Origin of the sequence: Lentibacter sp., from assembly GCF_965658795.1 — a bacterium.
Taxonomy (GTDB): Bacteria; Pseudomonadota; Alphaproteobacteria; order Rhodobacterales; family Rhodobacteraceae; genus Lentibacter.
Genome location: NZ_CBFHTG010000010.1, coordinates 1 through 15,923, shown reverse-complemented (window position 1 = coordinate 15,923; position 15,923 = coordinate 1). Strand labels below are relative to the sequence as shown.

At 57.6% G+C, this 15,923-nt stretch carries 15 protein-coding genes, 1 tRNA gene and 1 pseudogene; 6 read left to right on the top strand and 11 right to left on the bottom strand.

Features of this window, described 5'->3' with window-relative positions; genetic code table 11:
- Nucleotides 1-69 precede the first annotated feature (69 nt).
- The 3 genes and pseudogenes from ACTG3X_RS08775 to ACTG3X_RS08765 all read right to left on the bottom strand — a co-directional run.
- A complete protein-coding gene (locus ACTG3X_RS08775; RefSeq protein WP_439110877.1) occupies nt 70-459 on the bottom strand; it encodes a hypothetical protein in 390 nt (129 codons plus the stop codon).
- A 186-nt stretch (nt 460-645) separates the two neighbouring features.
- The gene (locus tag ACTG3X_RS08770; protein ID WP_439110876.1) at nt 646-1,302 is read right to left on the bottom strand and encodes a YggS family pyridoxal phosphate-dependent enzyme; all 657 of its coding nucleotides are present in this window, start codon (nt 1,300-1,302) and stop codon (nt 646-648) included.
- Nucleotides 1,303-1,403: 101 nt separating this feature from the next.
- Nucleotides 1,404-2,255 (bottom strand): annotated as a pseudogene (locus ACTG3X_RS08765) (porin); the annotation flags it as partial.
- Between the two features lie 141 nt (nt 2,256-2,396).
- Between ACTG3X_RS08765 and ACTG3X_RS08760 the strand changes: the two are divergent.
- From ACTG3X_RS08760 to ACTG3X_RS08750, 3 genes are all read left to right on the top strand, one after another.
- On the top strand, nt 2,397-3,350 hold the full coding sequence (locus ACTG3X_RS08760; protein WP_439110875.1) for a tyrosine-type recombinase/integrase: 954 nt from the start codon (nt 2,397-2,399) through the stop codon (nt 3,348-3,350).
- A gap of 90 nt (nt 3,351-3,440) precedes the next feature.
- A tRNA-Arg gene (locus tag ACTG3X_RS08755) sits at nt 3,441-3,517 on the top strand.
- Nucleotides 3,518-3,726: 209 nt separating this feature from the next.
- The gene (locus ACTG3X_RS08750; protein ID WP_439110874.1) at nt 3,727-4,464 is read left to right on the top strand and encodes a CDP-alcohol phosphatidyltransferase family protein; all 738 of its coding nucleotides are present in this window, start codon (nt 3,727-3,729) and stop codon (nt 4,462-4,464) included.
- A 55-nt stretch (nt 4,465-4,519) separates the two neighbouring features.
- On the opposite strand, the gene ACTG3X_RS08745 is transcribed toward ACTG3X_RS08750, so the two are convergent.
- Nucleotides 4,520-5,794 carry a uracil-xanthine permease family protein gene (locus tag ACTG3X_RS08745; RefSeq protein WP_439110873.1) on the bottom strand — a complete coding sequence of 425 codons (1,275 nt, stop codon included), beginning with the start codon at nt 5,792-5,794 and terminating at the stop codon, nt 4,520-4,522.
- A 153-nt stretch (nt 5,795-5,947) separates the two neighbouring features.
- On the opposite strand from ACTG3X_RS08745, the gene ACTG3X_RS08740 reads away from it, so the two are divergent.
- Nucleotides 5,948-7,381: a S1C family serine protease gene (locus tag ACTG3X_RS08740; RefSeq protein ID WP_439110872.1), complete on the top strand. Its 1,434-nt coding sequence runs from the start codon at nt 5,948-5,950 to the stop codon at nt 7,379-7,381.
- Here ACTG3X_RS08740 and ACTG3X_RS08735 read toward each other — a convergent pair.
- The 6 genes from ACTG3X_RS08735 to ACTG3X_RS08710 all read right to left on the bottom strand — a co-directional run bounded on the left by ACTG3X_RS08735 (nt 7,378) and on the right by ACTG3X_RS08710 (nt 13,398).
- Nucleotides 7,378-8,466, bottom strand: a complete 1,089-nt coding sequence (locus ACTG3X_RS08735; protein ID WP_439110871.1) for a cupin domain-containing protein — start codon at nt 8,464-8,466, stop codon at nt 7,378-7,380. The genes ACTG3X_RS08740 and ACTG3X_RS08735 overlap by 4 nt on opposite strands.
- On the bottom strand, nt 8,463-9,056 hold the full coding sequence (locus ACTG3X_RS08730; RefSeq protein ID WP_439110870.1) for a glutathione S-transferase family protein: 594 nt from the start codon (nt 9,054-9,056) through the stop codon (nt 8,463-8,465). The genes ACTG3X_RS08735 and ACTG3X_RS08730 overlap by 4 nt, the downstream gene beginning before the upstream one ends.
- Nucleotides 9,057-9,151: 95 nt before the next feature.
- Nucleotides 9,152-10,180: a DNA polymerase III subunit delta gene (gene holA, locus ACTG3X_RS08725; protein ID WP_439110869.1), complete on the bottom strand. Its 1,029-nt coding sequence runs from the start codon at nt 10,178-10,180 to the stop codon at nt 9,152-9,154.
- Nucleotides 10,177-10,665: an LPS assembly lipoprotein LptE gene (gene lptE, locus ACTG3X_RS08720; RefSeq protein ID WP_439110868.1), complete on the bottom strand. Its 489-nt coding sequence runs from the start codon at nt 10,663-10,665 to the stop codon at nt 10,177-10,179. Before lptE ends, holA begins: the two co-directional genes overlap by 4 nt.
- Nucleotides 10,652-13,192 carry a leucine--tRNA ligase gene (gene leuS / locus ACTG3X_RS08715; RefSeq protein WP_439110867.1) on the bottom strand — a complete coding sequence of 847 codons (2,541 nt, stop codon included), beginning with the start codon at nt 13,190-13,192 and terminating at the stop codon, nt 10,652-10,654. The genes lptE and leuS overlap by 14 nt, the downstream gene beginning before the upstream one ends.
- Nucleotides 13,193-13,260: 68 nt before the next feature.
- The gene (locus ACTG3X_RS08710) at nt 13,261-13,398 is read right to left on the bottom strand and encodes a hypothetical protein (RefSeq protein WP_439110866.1); all 138 of its coding nucleotides are present in this window, start codon (nt 13,396-13,398) and stop codon (nt 13,261-13,263) included.
- A 256-nt stretch (nt 13,399-13,654) separates the two neighbouring features.
- Between ACTG3X_RS08710 and ACTG3X_RS08705 the strand changes: the two genes are divergently transcribed.
- On the top strand, nt 13,655-14,887 hold the full coding sequence (locus tag ACTG3X_RS08705; protein WP_439110865.1) for a glycosyltransferase family 4 protein: 1,233 nt from the start codon (nt 13,655-13,657) through the stop codon (nt 14,885-14,887).
- On the opposite strand, the gene ACTG3X_RS08700 is transcribed toward ACTG3X_RS08705, so the two are convergent.
- Nucleotides 14,884-15,399, bottom strand: coding sequence for a DUF3576 domain-containing protein (locus ACTG3X_RS08700; protein ID WP_439110864.1), 516 nt, complete (start codon nt 15,397-15,399; stop codon nt 14,884-14,886). The two genes, ACTG3X_RS08705 and ACTG3X_RS08700, sit on opposite strands and share 4 nt — an antisense overlap.
- A 269-nt stretch (nt 15,400-15,668) precedes the next feature.
- On the opposite strand from ACTG3X_RS08700, the gene ACTG3X_RS08695 reads away from it, so the two are divergent.
- Nucleotides 15,669-15,923 (top strand): porin (locus ACTG3X_RS08695; RefSeq protein WP_439110863.1); only part of this gene is annotated, 255 nt, incomplete at its 3' end.

Here is a 15,923-nt window from a genome sequence, read left to right as displayed (position 1 = left end):
CCCTATGGCTTTTGAATCCTACCCCCGGGATATTTGAGGCAAAAAGAAAGAGCCAGATGCGCCTGATTTTTAGGGGTATTGTCTGGCGGCTTTCGCTGTGGCGAGGGTTTTGCCGCCCTTTTTGGCGGTGGCTGTCCATTCGTAGGTGTGGCGGCCTGAGGGCGGGCAGGGGCTTTTGTATTTGAAGGTGCCTGCCGGGATTGTTCCGTCGCTGCTCATTTTGACCTTACCGCCGCCGTGGTTGTAGCTTGGGACGTCAAGATCTTTGAGCCTGAGGTGAATGCGGGTTGTGCCCGCGGGAACGCCTTTGAGCGTGAAGGCGGGGTTGCCCACGGTGTTGGGCCTGCCTGTGGTGCAGGAGGGGATGTTGCCCCAGCCATTGAAGCTAAGCGACATCTCGGCCTGGGCGGCGCTCGCGGTGAGGGCGAAGGCGGCGATAAGGGTTGTGATGGGGCGCATGGGCTACTCCTTGAGTGACTCGCGAAAAACCACAGGAGCTTAACCCGTTCTTAGGGTTTATGGGTGAAAAATAATTCCAAAGCCCAAGCACGCAACTTGGGCCAGTGCAAAACCCGGGCGGACGCGCCCACTGAAACGAGGCGGGAAACCATGGCGATGGCCACAAATGCCTTGATGCAGGCAGGCTTAAAGCTCGTAGGCGCGCGCGCCGAAGATGGCAGAGCCGACGCGCACATGGGTGGCACCAAGCGCAATGGCGCTTTCAAAGTCGCCGCTCATGCCCATGGAGAGGCCTGTGAGCCCGTTGCGTGCGGCCATTTTCGCGAGGAGTGCGAAGTGTAGGCTGGGCTCTTCATCGACGGGCGGGATGCACATGAGGCCTGCGACGGGGAGGTCAAGCTTGGCGCACTCGGCGATGAAAGCATCTGTATCTGCGGGAAGTACGCCCGCTTTTTGGGGCTCTTCACCTGTGTTTACCTGCACAAAAAGCCCCGGGCAGCGCCCCGTTTCCTGTGCAATTCGAGCGATGGTAGTCGCTAATTTCATGCGATCAAGTGTGTGGATAAATTCGCACAAATCGAAGGCCTGACGCACCTTGTTGGTTTGCAGCGGGCCGAGAAGATGCACCTCTGTATCGGGGTAGCTTTCGCGGAAGCCGGGCCACTTGCCAGCGGCCTCTTGAACGCGGTTTTCCCCAAAGGTGCGGTGCCCCTCTTTGAGCACAGCTTCGACGCGCGCGTCGGGTTGCACCTTGCTTACGGCGATCAGCGTGACGGAGCCAGCGGGGCGCCCGGCGGCGGCCTCGGCTTTGGCGATGCGGGATTTGATTTCGGTGAGGGACATGGGACGCTCCTTTGTTGGCAGCAAATAACAACAGGTGCGCACAAAAGAAAAGGGCAGGCGCGAGGCCTGCCCTTAACTTAGTGGATGTTCAGCTTCTAAAATTAGAAGTTAAAACGTACACCGAAGTCAGCGTATGTTTCGCCGTCGAACTGCTGCACGATACCACCGCGGAGCGATGTGCCGCCACCGAGGTCGTGGTTGAAGTCGATGCCGAAGCTGTCGTCAGCTGCGCCATCTTCGTCGGCGTAGTAAGCTTCAACGTTTGTTGCTGCGCCTACGTCCATGCCGCCTGACAGAACGATACGGTCAACGCCAGCGTTTGTTTCAGCATAGGCAAGGCCTACTGATACTGGGCCGATTGTGCCGCCAACAGTCGCTGTGTACTCAACATCTGTTGCTGCGTTTGAGTCTTGGTAACCAAGAGCAACTGTCCAGCCGCTGAATGCGTATGCGCCGTAAAGGGCAACGCGGCTGTTTGTGTCTGAAGCCGAGATGTGAGCTGACAGGTCGCCAGCTGAGTACATAACTTCAACGCCGTTTGAGCCTGAAGCGCCGTTACCTGTTGATGAGTACGCGTCTGCACCGCCAACACCGTAAACTGTGTAGTCATAGCCAAGGCCTGTGAGGCCCATGTCTACTGGGTACTGGCCAGGCATTGCTTCGAGAGCGCCGATGATGTTGCCAACGCCAACTTCGAGGCCACCTGTTTTTGCGTAAAAACGGATGCCGTTGAAGCCGTTAAGAGCTGAGCCTTCAGCTGATTGCATGCGTGCGCGTGCACCGAATGTAACGCCAGCGTCTGATTCTGCTGAAACGTCAACGTTCAGACGGAGACGTGAAGTTACGTCTGTTGAGCTGCTGCCTGTGCCATCGTCGCTTGTGTACGCGATACCAAAACGACCGTAGCCGCCGAACGTTACATCAGCTGCGGCAACTGAAGCAGTTGCGACGAGAGCTGTGGTAGCGAAAAGACTACTGTTAGCGCGTTATTAGTAAAGTGGGAATATTGTATGCAACCACGTTGCTAGGACTTCTTCCAGCGACATGACCTATAAAATACGCGCACTGCCCTTAAAACGGCAGAAGGAGCATTGATGATATCGTTCTTTAACAGGCCCACAGGGCCCGACCTTGAAAAGAGTAGCACGGGAGTCAAGCTGACGCTAAATCAGTTCTTTGATGACCTGTATTTTCCCCATGCCAAAGCCACCAAAAAACAACCCCATCACGACTGGAGCATCTACAACAAACACCTGCGCGAGAAGCTCGGGCGCTACCAGCTTGATGAGCTGCTCAACCCCATCCTAGATGTCTGGGTACGGGAGCAAGTTGTTAACGGTTACCAGCGCAGCACGGTTAACAAGCACATACACTTGGTTAACAGAATGCTCAGCCTCGCGCGCCATTGGGGCTATCTGCCCGCCCACAATCCGCAACAGGAAAATCTCAAGCGCCTCTCTATCGGCGACCACACACAGCGCTTTCTGAGCGCTGACGAGATCGAGCGCCTGCTTTCGGCCTGCCGCGCCAACCAACATCCGTTTCTCTACCTTTTCGTGCGCTTCCTGCTTCTCACGGGCGCACGCAAAGGCGAGGCGCGCTTGGCGCGCTGGTGTGATGTCAACTTCGAGAAGCGTATCTGGACAGTGCCGCGCAGTAAAAACGGCCGCTCGCGGCGTATTGTGCTCAGCAATGCGGCCCTCGAAGTTCTGTCTGACGTTCGCAAAAAAGCAGATATGCTTATGTTGCCGAGTGAAGCCGATGATTTTCTCTTCACCAACCCAACCACGCGCACGGCCTACCAGAGCTTTTACGCGTCATGGTTTGTCGCGCGTGATTTGGCTGGGCTCAGCGATCTGCGAATTCACGATTTGCGCCACACCTTCGCAAGCCTGCTCATCAACCAAGGCGTCAGCCTTTATGAGGTGCAAACGCTTCTGGGCCACAGCTCGGTGCAGATGACACAGCGCTACGCGCACCTTGCGCCTGACCTGCTGCAAAACCGGACCGAAATCGTTGGGGGCATTGTCGGTAGCAGCCACTTCTAAGACCGCCACCACATGGCGGAGCGCCCCGCGCGCTCCGTCAACCCTTTGGGGCTGACAGCCCTACCCGGAGCCGTTAAAGACAAGCCCAGTGGCTCCGTGGCTCAACTGGATAGAGCAGCCCCCTCCTAAGGGGCAGGTTGCAGGTTCGAATCCTGCCGGGGTCGCCATTCTCTTTGCTGTCTTGACCAAACCACTCCACACTGGGACAAGGCGCTGCGGAGTGCTATGAGCCAAAGGCGGCACAATGTGCGCCGCCTCTCTTTATCAGAATTGAAAGCCTAGACATGAATATGCTCAAGACAGGCAAAAGAGGCTCAGGCGTTTTTGCTGAAATTCCCCTCTTTCACGCCGACAGCCAGCGCATTGGATTTGCAATATGAACGCCCCCAAAGAGATCAAGCTGCGCCACATTGTGCCAAGTGTGGTGACAGCGTTTTCCATCTGTGCAGGCATGTCTGCCCTGCGGATGAGCCTTGAGGGCCATATCGAGCTGGCGCTCTATTTTGTGCTGCTTGCGGTCTTTCTGGATGCGGCGGATGGCAAGCTGGCTCGGTTTCTTGACAGCGCCAGCCCCTTTGGCGCCGAGCTTGATACGCTGGCCGACTTTTTCAACTTCGGCATCGTGCCCGGCGTGCTGCTGTACAACACGCTCTACATCGGCAGCGACTATGCGAGCCTTGGCTTCCTCGCGACGCTGGTTCTGGCGGTCTGTTGCGCGCTGAGGCTGGCGCGCTTCAACCTGTCGATGCGCAGCGCCGAGGTGACGCTCAAGCAAGACGACCACTTCGTTGGCGTGCCCGCGCCCGCGCTGGCCTGTTTGGCGCTGATGCCTGTGTTCATGCACCTCTACGGCTTTCGCGAGACCGATCTGCCCATCGTACGCGCAGTCTACATCATTGGTGTTGGTTTGCTTGCTGTGAGCACAGTGCCAACGTTTTCGATCAAACACGCCACAATCAAGCGCAGCCACCTGCCGTTTGCCGTTGTGGCGGCCATGCTGCTGGTGATGTGTGTGATCGTTTACCCTTGGCCCACGCTGATCGTGGCCAACTGCCTCTACCTGCTGTCGCTGCCTTTGTCTTACAGGGCCGCCCGCAAGCAGGCGCGCAGCTAAACAGAAACGGGCAGCCCAAAGGCTGCCCGCATGTGCTTGATACTGTCTTCGAGCGTCAGACGTTGTCTGGGTTTGGCAAGATCATATTCAGGATCAGACCAGCCACACCCGCAAGACCAATACCTGCCAGCGTGAAATCACCGCCCAGCTGAAGGGTCATGCCGCCAAGACCGATCACAAGGATCGTCGAGACAATCACCATGTTGCGCGCTTCGCTCAAAGCGTCGCCCAGCTTGGCCAATACAGACAGCCCGACAACAGCGATCATCCCGAACAGCAGGATCATGATCCCGCCCATAACAGGCATAGGAATGCTCGCCAAAGCCCCCCCGATTTTGCCAACAAAGGCGAGCACAATCGCAAAGATCGCGGCCCATGTCATGATGGCAGGGTTAAAGGCACGCGTCAGCGTCACAGCGCCCGTCACTTCCGAATAGGTCGTGTTGGGTGGGCCGCCCAAAAGGCCGGCCGCCGCTGTGGCAAGGCCGTCACCAAGCATGGTGTTCTGAATGCCGGGCTTCTTCATATAGTCACGCTTTGTGACATTGCTGATCGCCAGGATATCGCCAAAGTGCTCGATTGCAGGGGCAATCGCCACAGGCAGCATAAACAGGATAGCGGCCCAGTGGAATTCCGGTGTCACGAAGTTCGGCACAGCAAACCAGGCCGCGTCTTTCATGGCGCCGGTGTTGATGTAGCTCTCGCCTGTCGCCAAACCGAGAATAACAGCCGCAATATAGCCCGCCACAACGCCCACAATAATCGGCACAATCCGCATGATCCCGCGGCCCAGAATAGCCGTGAGCATGGTTGCGCCAAGCGCGACAGCTGCGAGCAGGAGCGCATATGACTTCGGCATGATCTGCGTATCACCGGCAAGACCCGTCGCCATGTTTACAGCCACAGGCGCAAGCGAAAGGCCAATCACCATGATGACAGGGCCAACCACAACAGGGGGCAAAAGACGCGTCAAAAAGCCTGATCCAAAGATACGGATGGCAAAGCTCAGCACCACATAAAGCAGGCCCGCGCAGGCCAAAGCGCCCGTTGTGGCAGGCAGACCCCATTCGCCAACGGCAAAAATGATGGGCGCGATAAAGGCAAAAGACGATGCCAGAAACACAGGCACTTGGCCCTTGGTCACAATCTGGAAGATCAGCGTGCCGATCCCTGCGGTAAACAATGCAACACTTGGGTCAAGCCCAGTCAAAATAGGCACAAGCACCAAAGCGCCAAATGCCACAAAAAGCATCTGTCCGCCCACAAGCGCCTGGCCGATACCAAACTTATAGTCCACGCCTTCTGGCGTATTTTCTGTCTGTGCAGTCATCTTTTGTCCCTCACTGCTGCTTGTCATTGCAGCGCTTGTATAAGCAGAGAGGCAAACGGGTAAAGCGTTCAAAAGAGCTGGATGCACCATACCATCATGCTTGCCTACAATATCCCATCTATGCAAACCTTGCTCAAGTAAGGGCCTTCAATGATGAAACTCATTTTTTCACTTCTGTTTTCTGTGTCTGTCTTGGTCTTGCTTGTGTTGCCAAAGCCAAGCACTGCACAAGACTATAAGTTATTGTTCCAGCAGTTTCAGCCTGGCACCCTTACACGTGACGACAAACGTTTCCTTCAAGCGGCACTCGCTTTTCAGGGCCACTACAAAGGCCTATTCGATGGTGACTGGGGCAAGCTCAGCCAAAGCGCCATGCAAGGATATTCGGCACGTAACTTTGACACAGGTGTTGAGCCTTGGCACATGGCCGCTCTCGCATTTTCCTTCTTTGACGAGGTCGAGAAAAGCGGCTGGCAGATGTATCATTCCGAATTGCTTGGCATGTCCTATCTCTGGCCATCAACAACGCTTGTCTCGGATAAGCCGACCAATAACTTCATCAACTTTCGCCATAGTCTCAGCAGCTTATCCTACTCTGTCGGCGTGCTTGATCAGCACATAGCACAAAACGTTCACGACTTTACCCAGAAGCGCCACGCCGCATCAGGCAAGCCCTACACCGTGCGCAAAACAAATTTTGCCATCTCCACATCACAGCTTGCCGATGGCAGTTACCTTTACACTCGGTCCAATCTCGTGAATGGGCGCTGGTCTACCGTCATGCTCTCTGCCTCACGGCAAGACAAGCCACTGCTTGATGCTGTCTCCTCAAGCATAACAACAGGCTATGGCCGCCCCATTACCGTGACAGAGAACGGCGTGCTCGAAGCCGTGATCCTCAAGACAATTGACGCGCTCGATGAAAGCAAAACCCAACCAAATAACGCCACTCAGCCCGCGGCAAAGCCACCCAAATCAGGCGGTAGCTCTGGCACAGGCTTCGTTGTTTCCTCAAAAGGGCACGTCCTGACCAACGATCATGTCATCGACGGTTGCACCAGCTTCACCATTGATGGCACGCCCGCAAAGCGCATCGCCGCCTCGCCCGAGTTCGACCTTGCCCTGCTTCAAACCACGTTTGAGCAGCCCAAGCCTGTCGCCGTCTTTTCAGCCACATCTCCGCGCCTCAACTCCGATGTCACAGTTGTCGGCTATCCTTACGGTGGCGCGCTCAGCGGCCTCAATGTCACGCGCGGGTCAGTCTCCTCGCTCAAGGGGCTGGGCGGTGACGCCACTCGCCTTCAGATCACAGCACCCGTGCAGCAAGGCAACTCTGGTGGCCCGCTTGTGGGTGCCGATGGCGAAGTCGTCGGCGTGATCGTTTCCAAGCTCGACGTGCTCAAATTCGCTGACGCCATCGGAGATATGCCTCAAAATGTGAACTTCGCCGTGCGTGGAGAAATAGCCAAGCTATTCCTCTCACAAAATGGCGTATCGCCTGCACTAAGTCTGGATGACAACACACTTGCGCCCACCGAAATCGCCGAGCGCACCGCCGCTTTTACTGTATTCATTGAGTGTAACTAGGCCACAATCTCGCTCGCAAAGTCGCCCCTGAGCGCGCATTCCAGCAGCTCCAGCTCATCCGAGCAGTCCGCATAGCGCGCAGCCATCTGCGGTGGCAGCACAAAAGCATCACCCGCTTGCAGCGCGCGCGGCTCTTGGCCTTCGGCATGAAGCGTCATTGTGCCCTCCATCACGAAGGTAAAGTGAATGTCGGCATCCGTGCGTGTCGCAGGCGGCTCACCGCCCTCAAACCGCACAACCTGAATACCCGCCACACCCTTGGTGCCGGCCGCAATCCCCGTGTCGCGGCAGGTAAAGCCCGGCACGCGGAAGGGCTGCCAAACAGCGCCGTCTTTCACATGGTGCACAAAGCGCTGGCCCTGCCATTCACGCGCCGCGTCGCCTACGCCGTTGGGCAGGGTAAAGTCATGGTCAATCGTCGTCACATGGTCGGCTGGCACGCCAATTTCGATCACCTCGATATCAGGCGAAGCATGACAGACACGGTGGCGGATTTCGGGCGGCTGGATCACGCAGTCACCCGCGTGCAGGCGCATCATATCGCCTTGGTCTTCATAGAGCACATCAACCCAGCCCTTGTAGCAGAAGATGAGCTGGAACCCGACGGTGTGGTAATGCACCATATCAGGCACATCGCCGCCACCGGGCACACGGATGTGGCTGGCAATAATCGCGCCGCCCAGCCGTGTGGGCAGCAAGTCGCGGTAGTTCATCCCGGCACGCCCAATCACCCAAGGGGCTGAGTCCCGCAGGCGGCGCACATCAAACATATGCTCGGTTTCAGGCATAACCATGGGCGGGTTGAGCTCGGCTATTTCGATACGCGTGCCGTTGGGCGCGGTCAGCTCCCGCACGCCATCGGCAAACCCGTCAGGGTCTGTCGTCAGAATCCTGAGCGTCCCCGCAGGCTCGCGCGCGCCTTTTTCGATGCGAATGCGCAAACCATGCCCCGAAAGCACCGCAACGCGCGGGTCATCGGCTGGAAAAATCTCGTCCAGCCGCATCCCGAGCACCTTGGTGTAAAACGGCAAATCATCGCGCAGCTCGTCAGTGGGCAGGCGGATCTCGGCGCGGATCTCGCTCATGCCGCAAGCCTTCCCCGCGCGGCCTTAAAGCCGTCACGCGCCCGAATACGCTTGGCATACTCGTCCATCTTTGCGCTGCTGTGCTCAAACTTGGCGCCTGTCGCCCAGTTGAGGCAATGCAGCAGCAAAAAGTCGGCAATGGTGATCTCTTCACCTTGCAAATACGGGCCTTCCATACGGTCGGCAATACGGCCGATGTTCCGCTCGAACTCCCACTTCAGCGAGTCTTTCACAGCCGGTACGCGGTGTTCCTCTGGCAAGATAAACGAGTGGCGCGCAGCCGTCCAAAGGACAGCATCGACCTCATCAATAATCTGGTGAAACCATGCATCCTGCTTGGCGCGCTCGATCGTGCCAGCGGGGTAGGTAAACTGCCCGTGCTTATCGGCCAGAAACGTCATGATTGCAGAAGAATCTGTGATCAGCTCTCCATCCACCTTCAGCGCAGGCACCTTGCCCGAAGGGTTCACAGCCCTCATCTCGTCACTGCCGGGCTTCAGATCATGGTGGGTAAACTCTACGCCCATCTCATCCAGCAACCAAATCACCCGAAACGCACGGCTCGCAACACCTCCGAAAACTTCATACATGGCTTCTCTCCCTTGTTCACAGGTTAAGTGACATCAAACTGAAAGAAGCTTCAAGAGCCAAACGCGCTGGAAGGCGGGTGCAACCCGCCCAGCGGCTAACGCCGCGCCGCAAGCCCTGCGAGGCGGATGAGCGTGCGCTCCACAAGCGCCATCTGCGGTGCGGTCTGCCCTGCGCTGCGCAGTTGCAGGTCGGTCTCGATGAGATAGCTCAGCGCTTGTTCAAGCTTGGCCGCGCCCCAGCCCTGCGCCTGTTTCAGCATCCTGTCGCGGCGCGGGCCAAAGATCGGCGGGCGCAGCCGTGCAATCCCTTGGCTGGCCCCCGCAGGGTCACTCGCCGCCGCGTAAAGCGCTTTAAAGTGCCGCGTTGCACCAATCACCAGCCCCACAGGCTGGACGCCTTGCGCCTTGAGCTTGGTCATAATCGGGTGAATGTCGCCCATCTTGGCTTCGGCAACAATATTGAGCAGATCATCCAGCGCAGCCTCGGTGCTCTGCGGCGCGCAGGCCTCGACATCGGCGCTGCTCACTTCGCTCGTGTCGCCGTGCTTGTAGAGCGAGAGCTTTTCGACGGTCTGGCGAAAGTCTCCCGGCCCCAGCTCGCGGCTGAGCGCGGTAAGGTCGGTCATGGCATGGCTGCTCACCTGCGCCAGCCCGCCCTCTTTCAGCATCGCTTCGATCTCGTCGCGCCCGGGTGGGTCATCATAGATCCCCACAGCATAAGCGTTGCGGTGGCCTTCAAAGGCCTTGCGTATCTTCGAGGTCGCCTTGAGCTGCCCCGCTGTCACAATGATCTGCGCATCGCCTGCGGCCCAGTCTTCAAGCGCTGCCAGAATAGCGGGTGCCGCCGTGTCGTTGGCATCTTCCACAAAGGCAACGCGCGGCCCGGGGAAAAAGCTTACCGCCTTCACCGCATCCAGCAGGGCCGCAGGGTCTTTGCGCAAGTCGCCCGCAGGCATCCGCACAAGCCGCATCTCTTCGTCGCCCTTGGGGCCGATCAGCGCCTTGATCACCTCTTGCCGCTTGAGCGCCACGCGCATGGCATCACTGCCATAAATCAAAAGCCCCGTGCGAGATGCATCCGGCTTTTTGAAATATCCCGTCGCCTCGCGCCCCGCCAGCTTCATGCCGCAGGCTCAAGCTGCGCGACAGCCAGCCGCTGAACGATCTTGTCACCCAAGATAACCATCAGCCGCTCTGTGGCGTTTTTCTCGGCGGTCTGGGTTGCCGCTGTGCTGCCCGTTGTCGAGTAGCCTACAAAGCTCTGCACAGTGCCGCTGTTGACAACCTTGCCACCCTCAACCGCGCGCAAGGCATAGGTCGCCTTGCCCACAAGGTTGAACCGCGTCGCAACGTTGTCAGCCGTGATGGCCATACGCTCGTCTGTCAGCTCGATCGAGATGGCGAGCGCATAGGTCGGGTTGGCGCTGCGCCCCATCCGTTCTTCAATGTGGCGCACCAGCAAATAGCCCTCGCGGTCACGTGGCGGGTCAACATCGATTGTGCCCAGCAGCGCCCGCGCCTCGCTCTGGGGCGCATAAACTGGCGTAAACCCGCAACCGCCAAGCGCCAAGGCGCTCAGCAAAAAGGCTCTTCGGTTAGGCAACCACATTCACAATCCGCCCTGGCACAACAATGACCTTCTTGGGCGTCGCCCCGTCCAGTGTTCTGATGACAGCTTCATGCGCCAGCGCCAGTTTTTCAACCTCGGCTTTGTCCATATCCTTGGGTACGCTGATTTCCGCGCGCCGCTTGCCGTTGATCTGGATCGGCATCACCACCTCATCCTCCACCAACATCGCCGCATCAGCCACAGGCCAAGGCGCCAGCGCACAGAGGCCTTCGCCGCCCAGCATCTCCCACACGGCTTCTGCCAAATGCGGTGTCATCGGGCTCATCAGCTGCGCCAGCACCAGCGCGGCTTCGCGCTTGGCTGCGCCACCCGCCTTTGACTTGCCCAGCGTGTTGGTAAAGCCATAGAGCTTCGCAATTGCGGCGTTAAAGCCAAAGCTTTCAACACCCATCGTGACATCATGGATCGCCTTGTGCATCTCGCGCAGAAGCGCTGTGTCATCGGCCTCGCTGCCTGTCGCGGCGGCGTCAATCTCGCTGGCAATACGATAGACACGGCCAAGGTGCTTATGCGCGGCTTCAGCGCCCGAGGCTGTCCACTCCACATCGCGCTCGGGGGGCGAGTCTGACAAGACAAACCAGCGCGCCGTATCGGCGCCGTAGCCCTCGATAATGTTCAGCGGGTTCACCACGTTGTTCTTGGATTTTGACATCTTGGCGGAGGGCACAACATCGGCCTCGCGCCCGTCTTCCAACAGCGCTTTGCCGTCCTTCAGTGTCACTTCCTCTGGGTAGTGATACACAGGCCGCCCGTCTGCGCCCTCGGTTTTGTAAATTGCATGCGTCACCATGCCTTGCGTAAACAGCGCATCAAACGGCTCTTTCGCGCTTTCTGGCAAATGTCCGCAAATCTGCATCGCCCGCGCAAAGAAGCGCGCATAGAGCAGGTGCAAAATCGCGTGTTCCACACCGCCGATATACTGGTCAACATTCATCCAGTATTTCGCATCTTCCATATTTGTGGGCGTCTCGGCACGCGGCGCTGTGAAGCGCGCAAAATACCATGAGCTGTCCACAAATGTGTCCATCGTGTCGGTCTCGCGTTTGGCGGGCTTGCCACATGCGGGGCAAGGCACATCGCGCCAGGTCGGGTGGCGGTCAAGCGGGTTGCCCGGCACATCAAATGTCACATCGTCAGGCAAGACGACGGGCAGGTTTTCCTTCTTCTCGGGCACAACGCCGCAAGCCTCACAATGCACCACAGGAATGGGGCAGCCCCAATAGCGCTGGCGGCTCAGCCCCCAGTCGCGCAGGCGGAACTTGGTCACACCCTCGCCAAGCCCTTTGGCTTCCATAAAGTCGATGGTCGTGTTGATCGCCTCTTCACCCGTGGCCACATCAAGGCCGGCAAAGTGGTTTACCCAACGCACTTTCTCGGACTTTGTGGGCACAAAGGCTGTTTTGCCAACGGGCGTGTCATCCTCAAGAGCAAAGAAGGTATCTACCACAGGCAAGTCATACTTACGGCAGAAATCAAGGTCGCGCTGGTCATGGGCTGGGCAGCCAAAGATCGCGCCTGTGCCGTAGTCCATGAGAATGAAGTTGGCGATCCAGACAGGAAGTTCCTCGCCTGTCAGCGGGTGCTTCACCTTGATACCCGTATCAAGGCCCAGCTTCTCGGCGGTCTCGATGGCTTCTTCGGTCGTGCCGCCCTTGCGCGCCTCGGCAAGGAAAGCATCAACAGCCGCATCGCCCTCCATCGCCTTGGCGATGGGGTGATCAGGCGAAATACCCACAAAAGACGCACCATTCAGCGTGTCAGGGCGGGTTGTGTAAACCGTAATCGGCTCACCGCCATCCACCCGCTCAAACGCAAACTGCAAACCGCGGCTCTTGCCGATCCAGTTCGCCTGCATCAGCTTCACTTTGGCAGGCCAGTTGTCGAGCCCGTCGAGCGCGCCCAAAAGCTCATCTGCCATATCCGAGATCTTGAAGAACCACTGCGTCAGCTCTTTGCGCTCCACAAGCGCACCAGAGCGCCAGCCGCGCCCTTGCTCGACCTGCTCGTTGGCCAGCACCGTCATGTCCACGGGATCCCAGTTCACCACAGCATTCTTGCGGTAGACGAGGCCCTCTTGCAGAAAATCAAGGAAAAGCGCCTGCTGCTGCCCGTAATACTCGGGGTCACAGGTGGCAAACATACGGTCCCAGTCCAGGCTGAGGCCGAGAGGCTTCATTTGCTCGACCATGTCGTCGATGTTGTTGTAGGTCCATGTCTTCGGATGTCCGCCAATCGCCATCGCGGCGTTTTCGGCAGGCATCCCGAAGGCGTCAAAGCCCATCGGATGCAAGACGTTGTGGCCCGTCGATATCTTGTAGCGCGCGATCACGTCGCCCATCGTGTAGTTGCGCACATGTCCCATGTGCAACTTGCCCGACGGGTAAGGAAACATCTCAAGCACATAGTACTTGGGCTTCCCTTCCTTGCGCTCGGCACGGAAAATTCCGGCCTTGTCCCATGCCTCTTGCCATTTGGCTTCAATCTCGGCGGCGTTATAACGGCTCATGGCGTGTCTCTCGGCTGATGTGTGGTGTTGAGCGCGGTGATAAAGGGTTTTCGCCGCAGGTTAAATCCTCAAATGCCTTGCGCAGGACAGCAGCCCAAAAATTCAGCGCTTACAAATGCAGCATTTGCCGAGATTTTTGGCAGCAGTGTAACGAATTTACGGAAATATGCAGGTGCAGCATTTTTTACCTTGAGGTCACGCTGCATTGCGGCAAATCTTAACTCACAAACGGTGTTTCTTCTTCTCCTCCCTCTGAAGTGCACCGCAACTAAAAGCTCTCTACGTGGCACTCCTCCTCCCGTTGCGTCGAAGGCAAAAAAGTCCAACAGGGCATGGCCAGATGTGCGCACATCTGGCCATTTCTGTTTGAAATGACCATTTTATCCAAAAAAACCTGCCTCTTGCCGTTCAGATGCCATAGTCTCTGGTCAAAACACAGCCAAACAATGCTGAGCAGACCATATGAAAATTCTCTTTATCCATCAGAACTTCCCGGGCCAGTTCAAACACCTTGCTCCGGCTCTGGCCAAGCTCGGTCATGACACTGTTGCGCTCACATTGCGGGTGGAAAAACCCACCAACTGGAACGGCGTGCGCGTTCTGCCCTACAAGATCACAGCGCGCGCAGGCCAGAATGTGCACCCGTGGCTGGTGGATTTCGATACGAAAGTCACCCGCGCCGAGGCCTGCTATCATGCGGCCTCAGAGCTGCGCGAGCAGGGCTTTACGCCCGATCTCATCATCGCGCACCCCGGCTGGGGCGAGTCGCTCTTCCTCAAAGATGTGTGGCCCAAGGCCAAGCTCGCCATCTATTGCGAGCTCTACCATCAGGCCGACTACCCCCACACCGGCTTTGACCCCGAGTTCCAACCCGAGGTCAAACCGACAGAAGCGCTGCGCCTGCGCCTCAAAAACGTAAACAACCACGAGCACTTTGACATTGCCGATGCGGGAATCAGCCCGACCGAGTTTCAGGCCAACACCTTCCCGTCCGAATTTCGCAACAAGATTACGGTCTGCCACGACGGTATCCACACCGACGTGCTAACCCCCGATGAAAACGCATCGCTCACACTCGACACAGGCGAAACGCTCACCCGCAAGGACGAGCTGATAACCTTTGTGAACCGCAACCTCGAGCCATATCGCGGCTATCACATCTTTATGCGCGCTCTGCCGCGCCTGCTCAAAGAGCGCCCCAATGCCCGTGTGCTCGTCGTCGGCGGCGATGATGTGAGCTACGGTGCCCGCCCGCCCAAGGGCCAGACATGGAAGCAGATCTTTATTGATGAGGTGCGCAGCCAGATATCTGATGAAGACTGGGCCCGCGTCCACTTTCTCGGGCGTATCCCCTACGGCAAGTTTCAATCCCTGCTCAAAGTCAGCCGCGTGCACATCTACCTGACCTACCCGTTCGTGCTAAGCTGGTCTCTGTTTGAAACCATGAGTGTGCAAGGCGCAGTTGTCGCGAGCAACACAGCCCCCGTGCAAGAAGCCATCAAACACGGCGTGAACGGCCGCTTGGTAGACTTCTTTGACAAAGATGCGCTGGTTGAAGAGGTCTCACGCCTGCTCGACAACGCAGAGGAGCGCGCAGAGCTGGGCCGCGCGGCGCGCAAGCTCATCACAGACAACTACGATCTGACCAATATTTGCCTGCCACGGCAGCTCAAATGGGTCGAAGAGCTGGTTTAAAGCTTGCCGTCCGCAATCCGCATCTGGCGTGCGCGGTTCAGAATAGCATCTTCCACAGCGCGCTGCGTTCCGGCGGCCACAGGGCCGCGACGGCTGGCCAGCGCCACATTGAGCGAGCGCGCATCAAGCGCCGGGTCGCCAATGTAAACAGTGGCGCGATACGCCGTGCCGCCACCGGGCGGGTTGCCATAGCCAAAGACGATAACACCGGTAAACGGATCAATCGACTGCACAGGCATAAAGCTCAACACATCCAGCGAAGCCTGCCAGAGGTAGCGGTTCACCTGCACCTGCGTTTCTGTCTTGCCACCACGGAACGCGTCCCAAATGGTGGAGCCGTCTCCATTGTCGCCCACATTGGGCGTCAGGGGGCGCCGCACAGTGCTGCCCGTGTCATCTTGCTGCGTGGCTGCGGGGCCAACACGGCCAAACAGACCGCTTCCACCGCCACAGGCAGTTAACGTGGTGGTTAATAGCAGGATGATAAAAAACCTGAGTGCGCGGCTGGGCATAGGGTGTGTTCCACTCTTCGATTACGCCACCGTCCTACCCAAGCAGCACGCTCTGAGCAAGCCTTTATGACAGCGCTATATATATACGGCCTATTTCGGGCGCCTTTCTGGCCCCCGCTGCACTGTGACATCTGTGCACCAACTTTTTCCACTTTCCAAAGCCCCGCCCCGGCGCGCTTGCAATGAGACCCTGTTTGGAGCGAAACACTTTTCATACCCAACGCGGATTCCCCGCTTGGGCCTATGACATGAAAATCGAGGGAAAAATCATGAAAAAGATTCTTTTCGCTACTACAGCGCTAGTGGCAACTGCATCAGTCGCAGCTGCAGACGTAACATTCTCAGGCTTTGCATACGCAGGTGTGCGCAATGTTGAAGATGCAGACACAGATTTCACACAGAGCGTTCGCATTGTTGCTGATGCTTCAGTTGAAACAGACGCCGGCGTATCTTTTTCTGCTCACAAGCGTCTTGTAAACGGCAACGGCTCTGCTGATTACGGCTTCGTAAAAGTATCAAGCGGT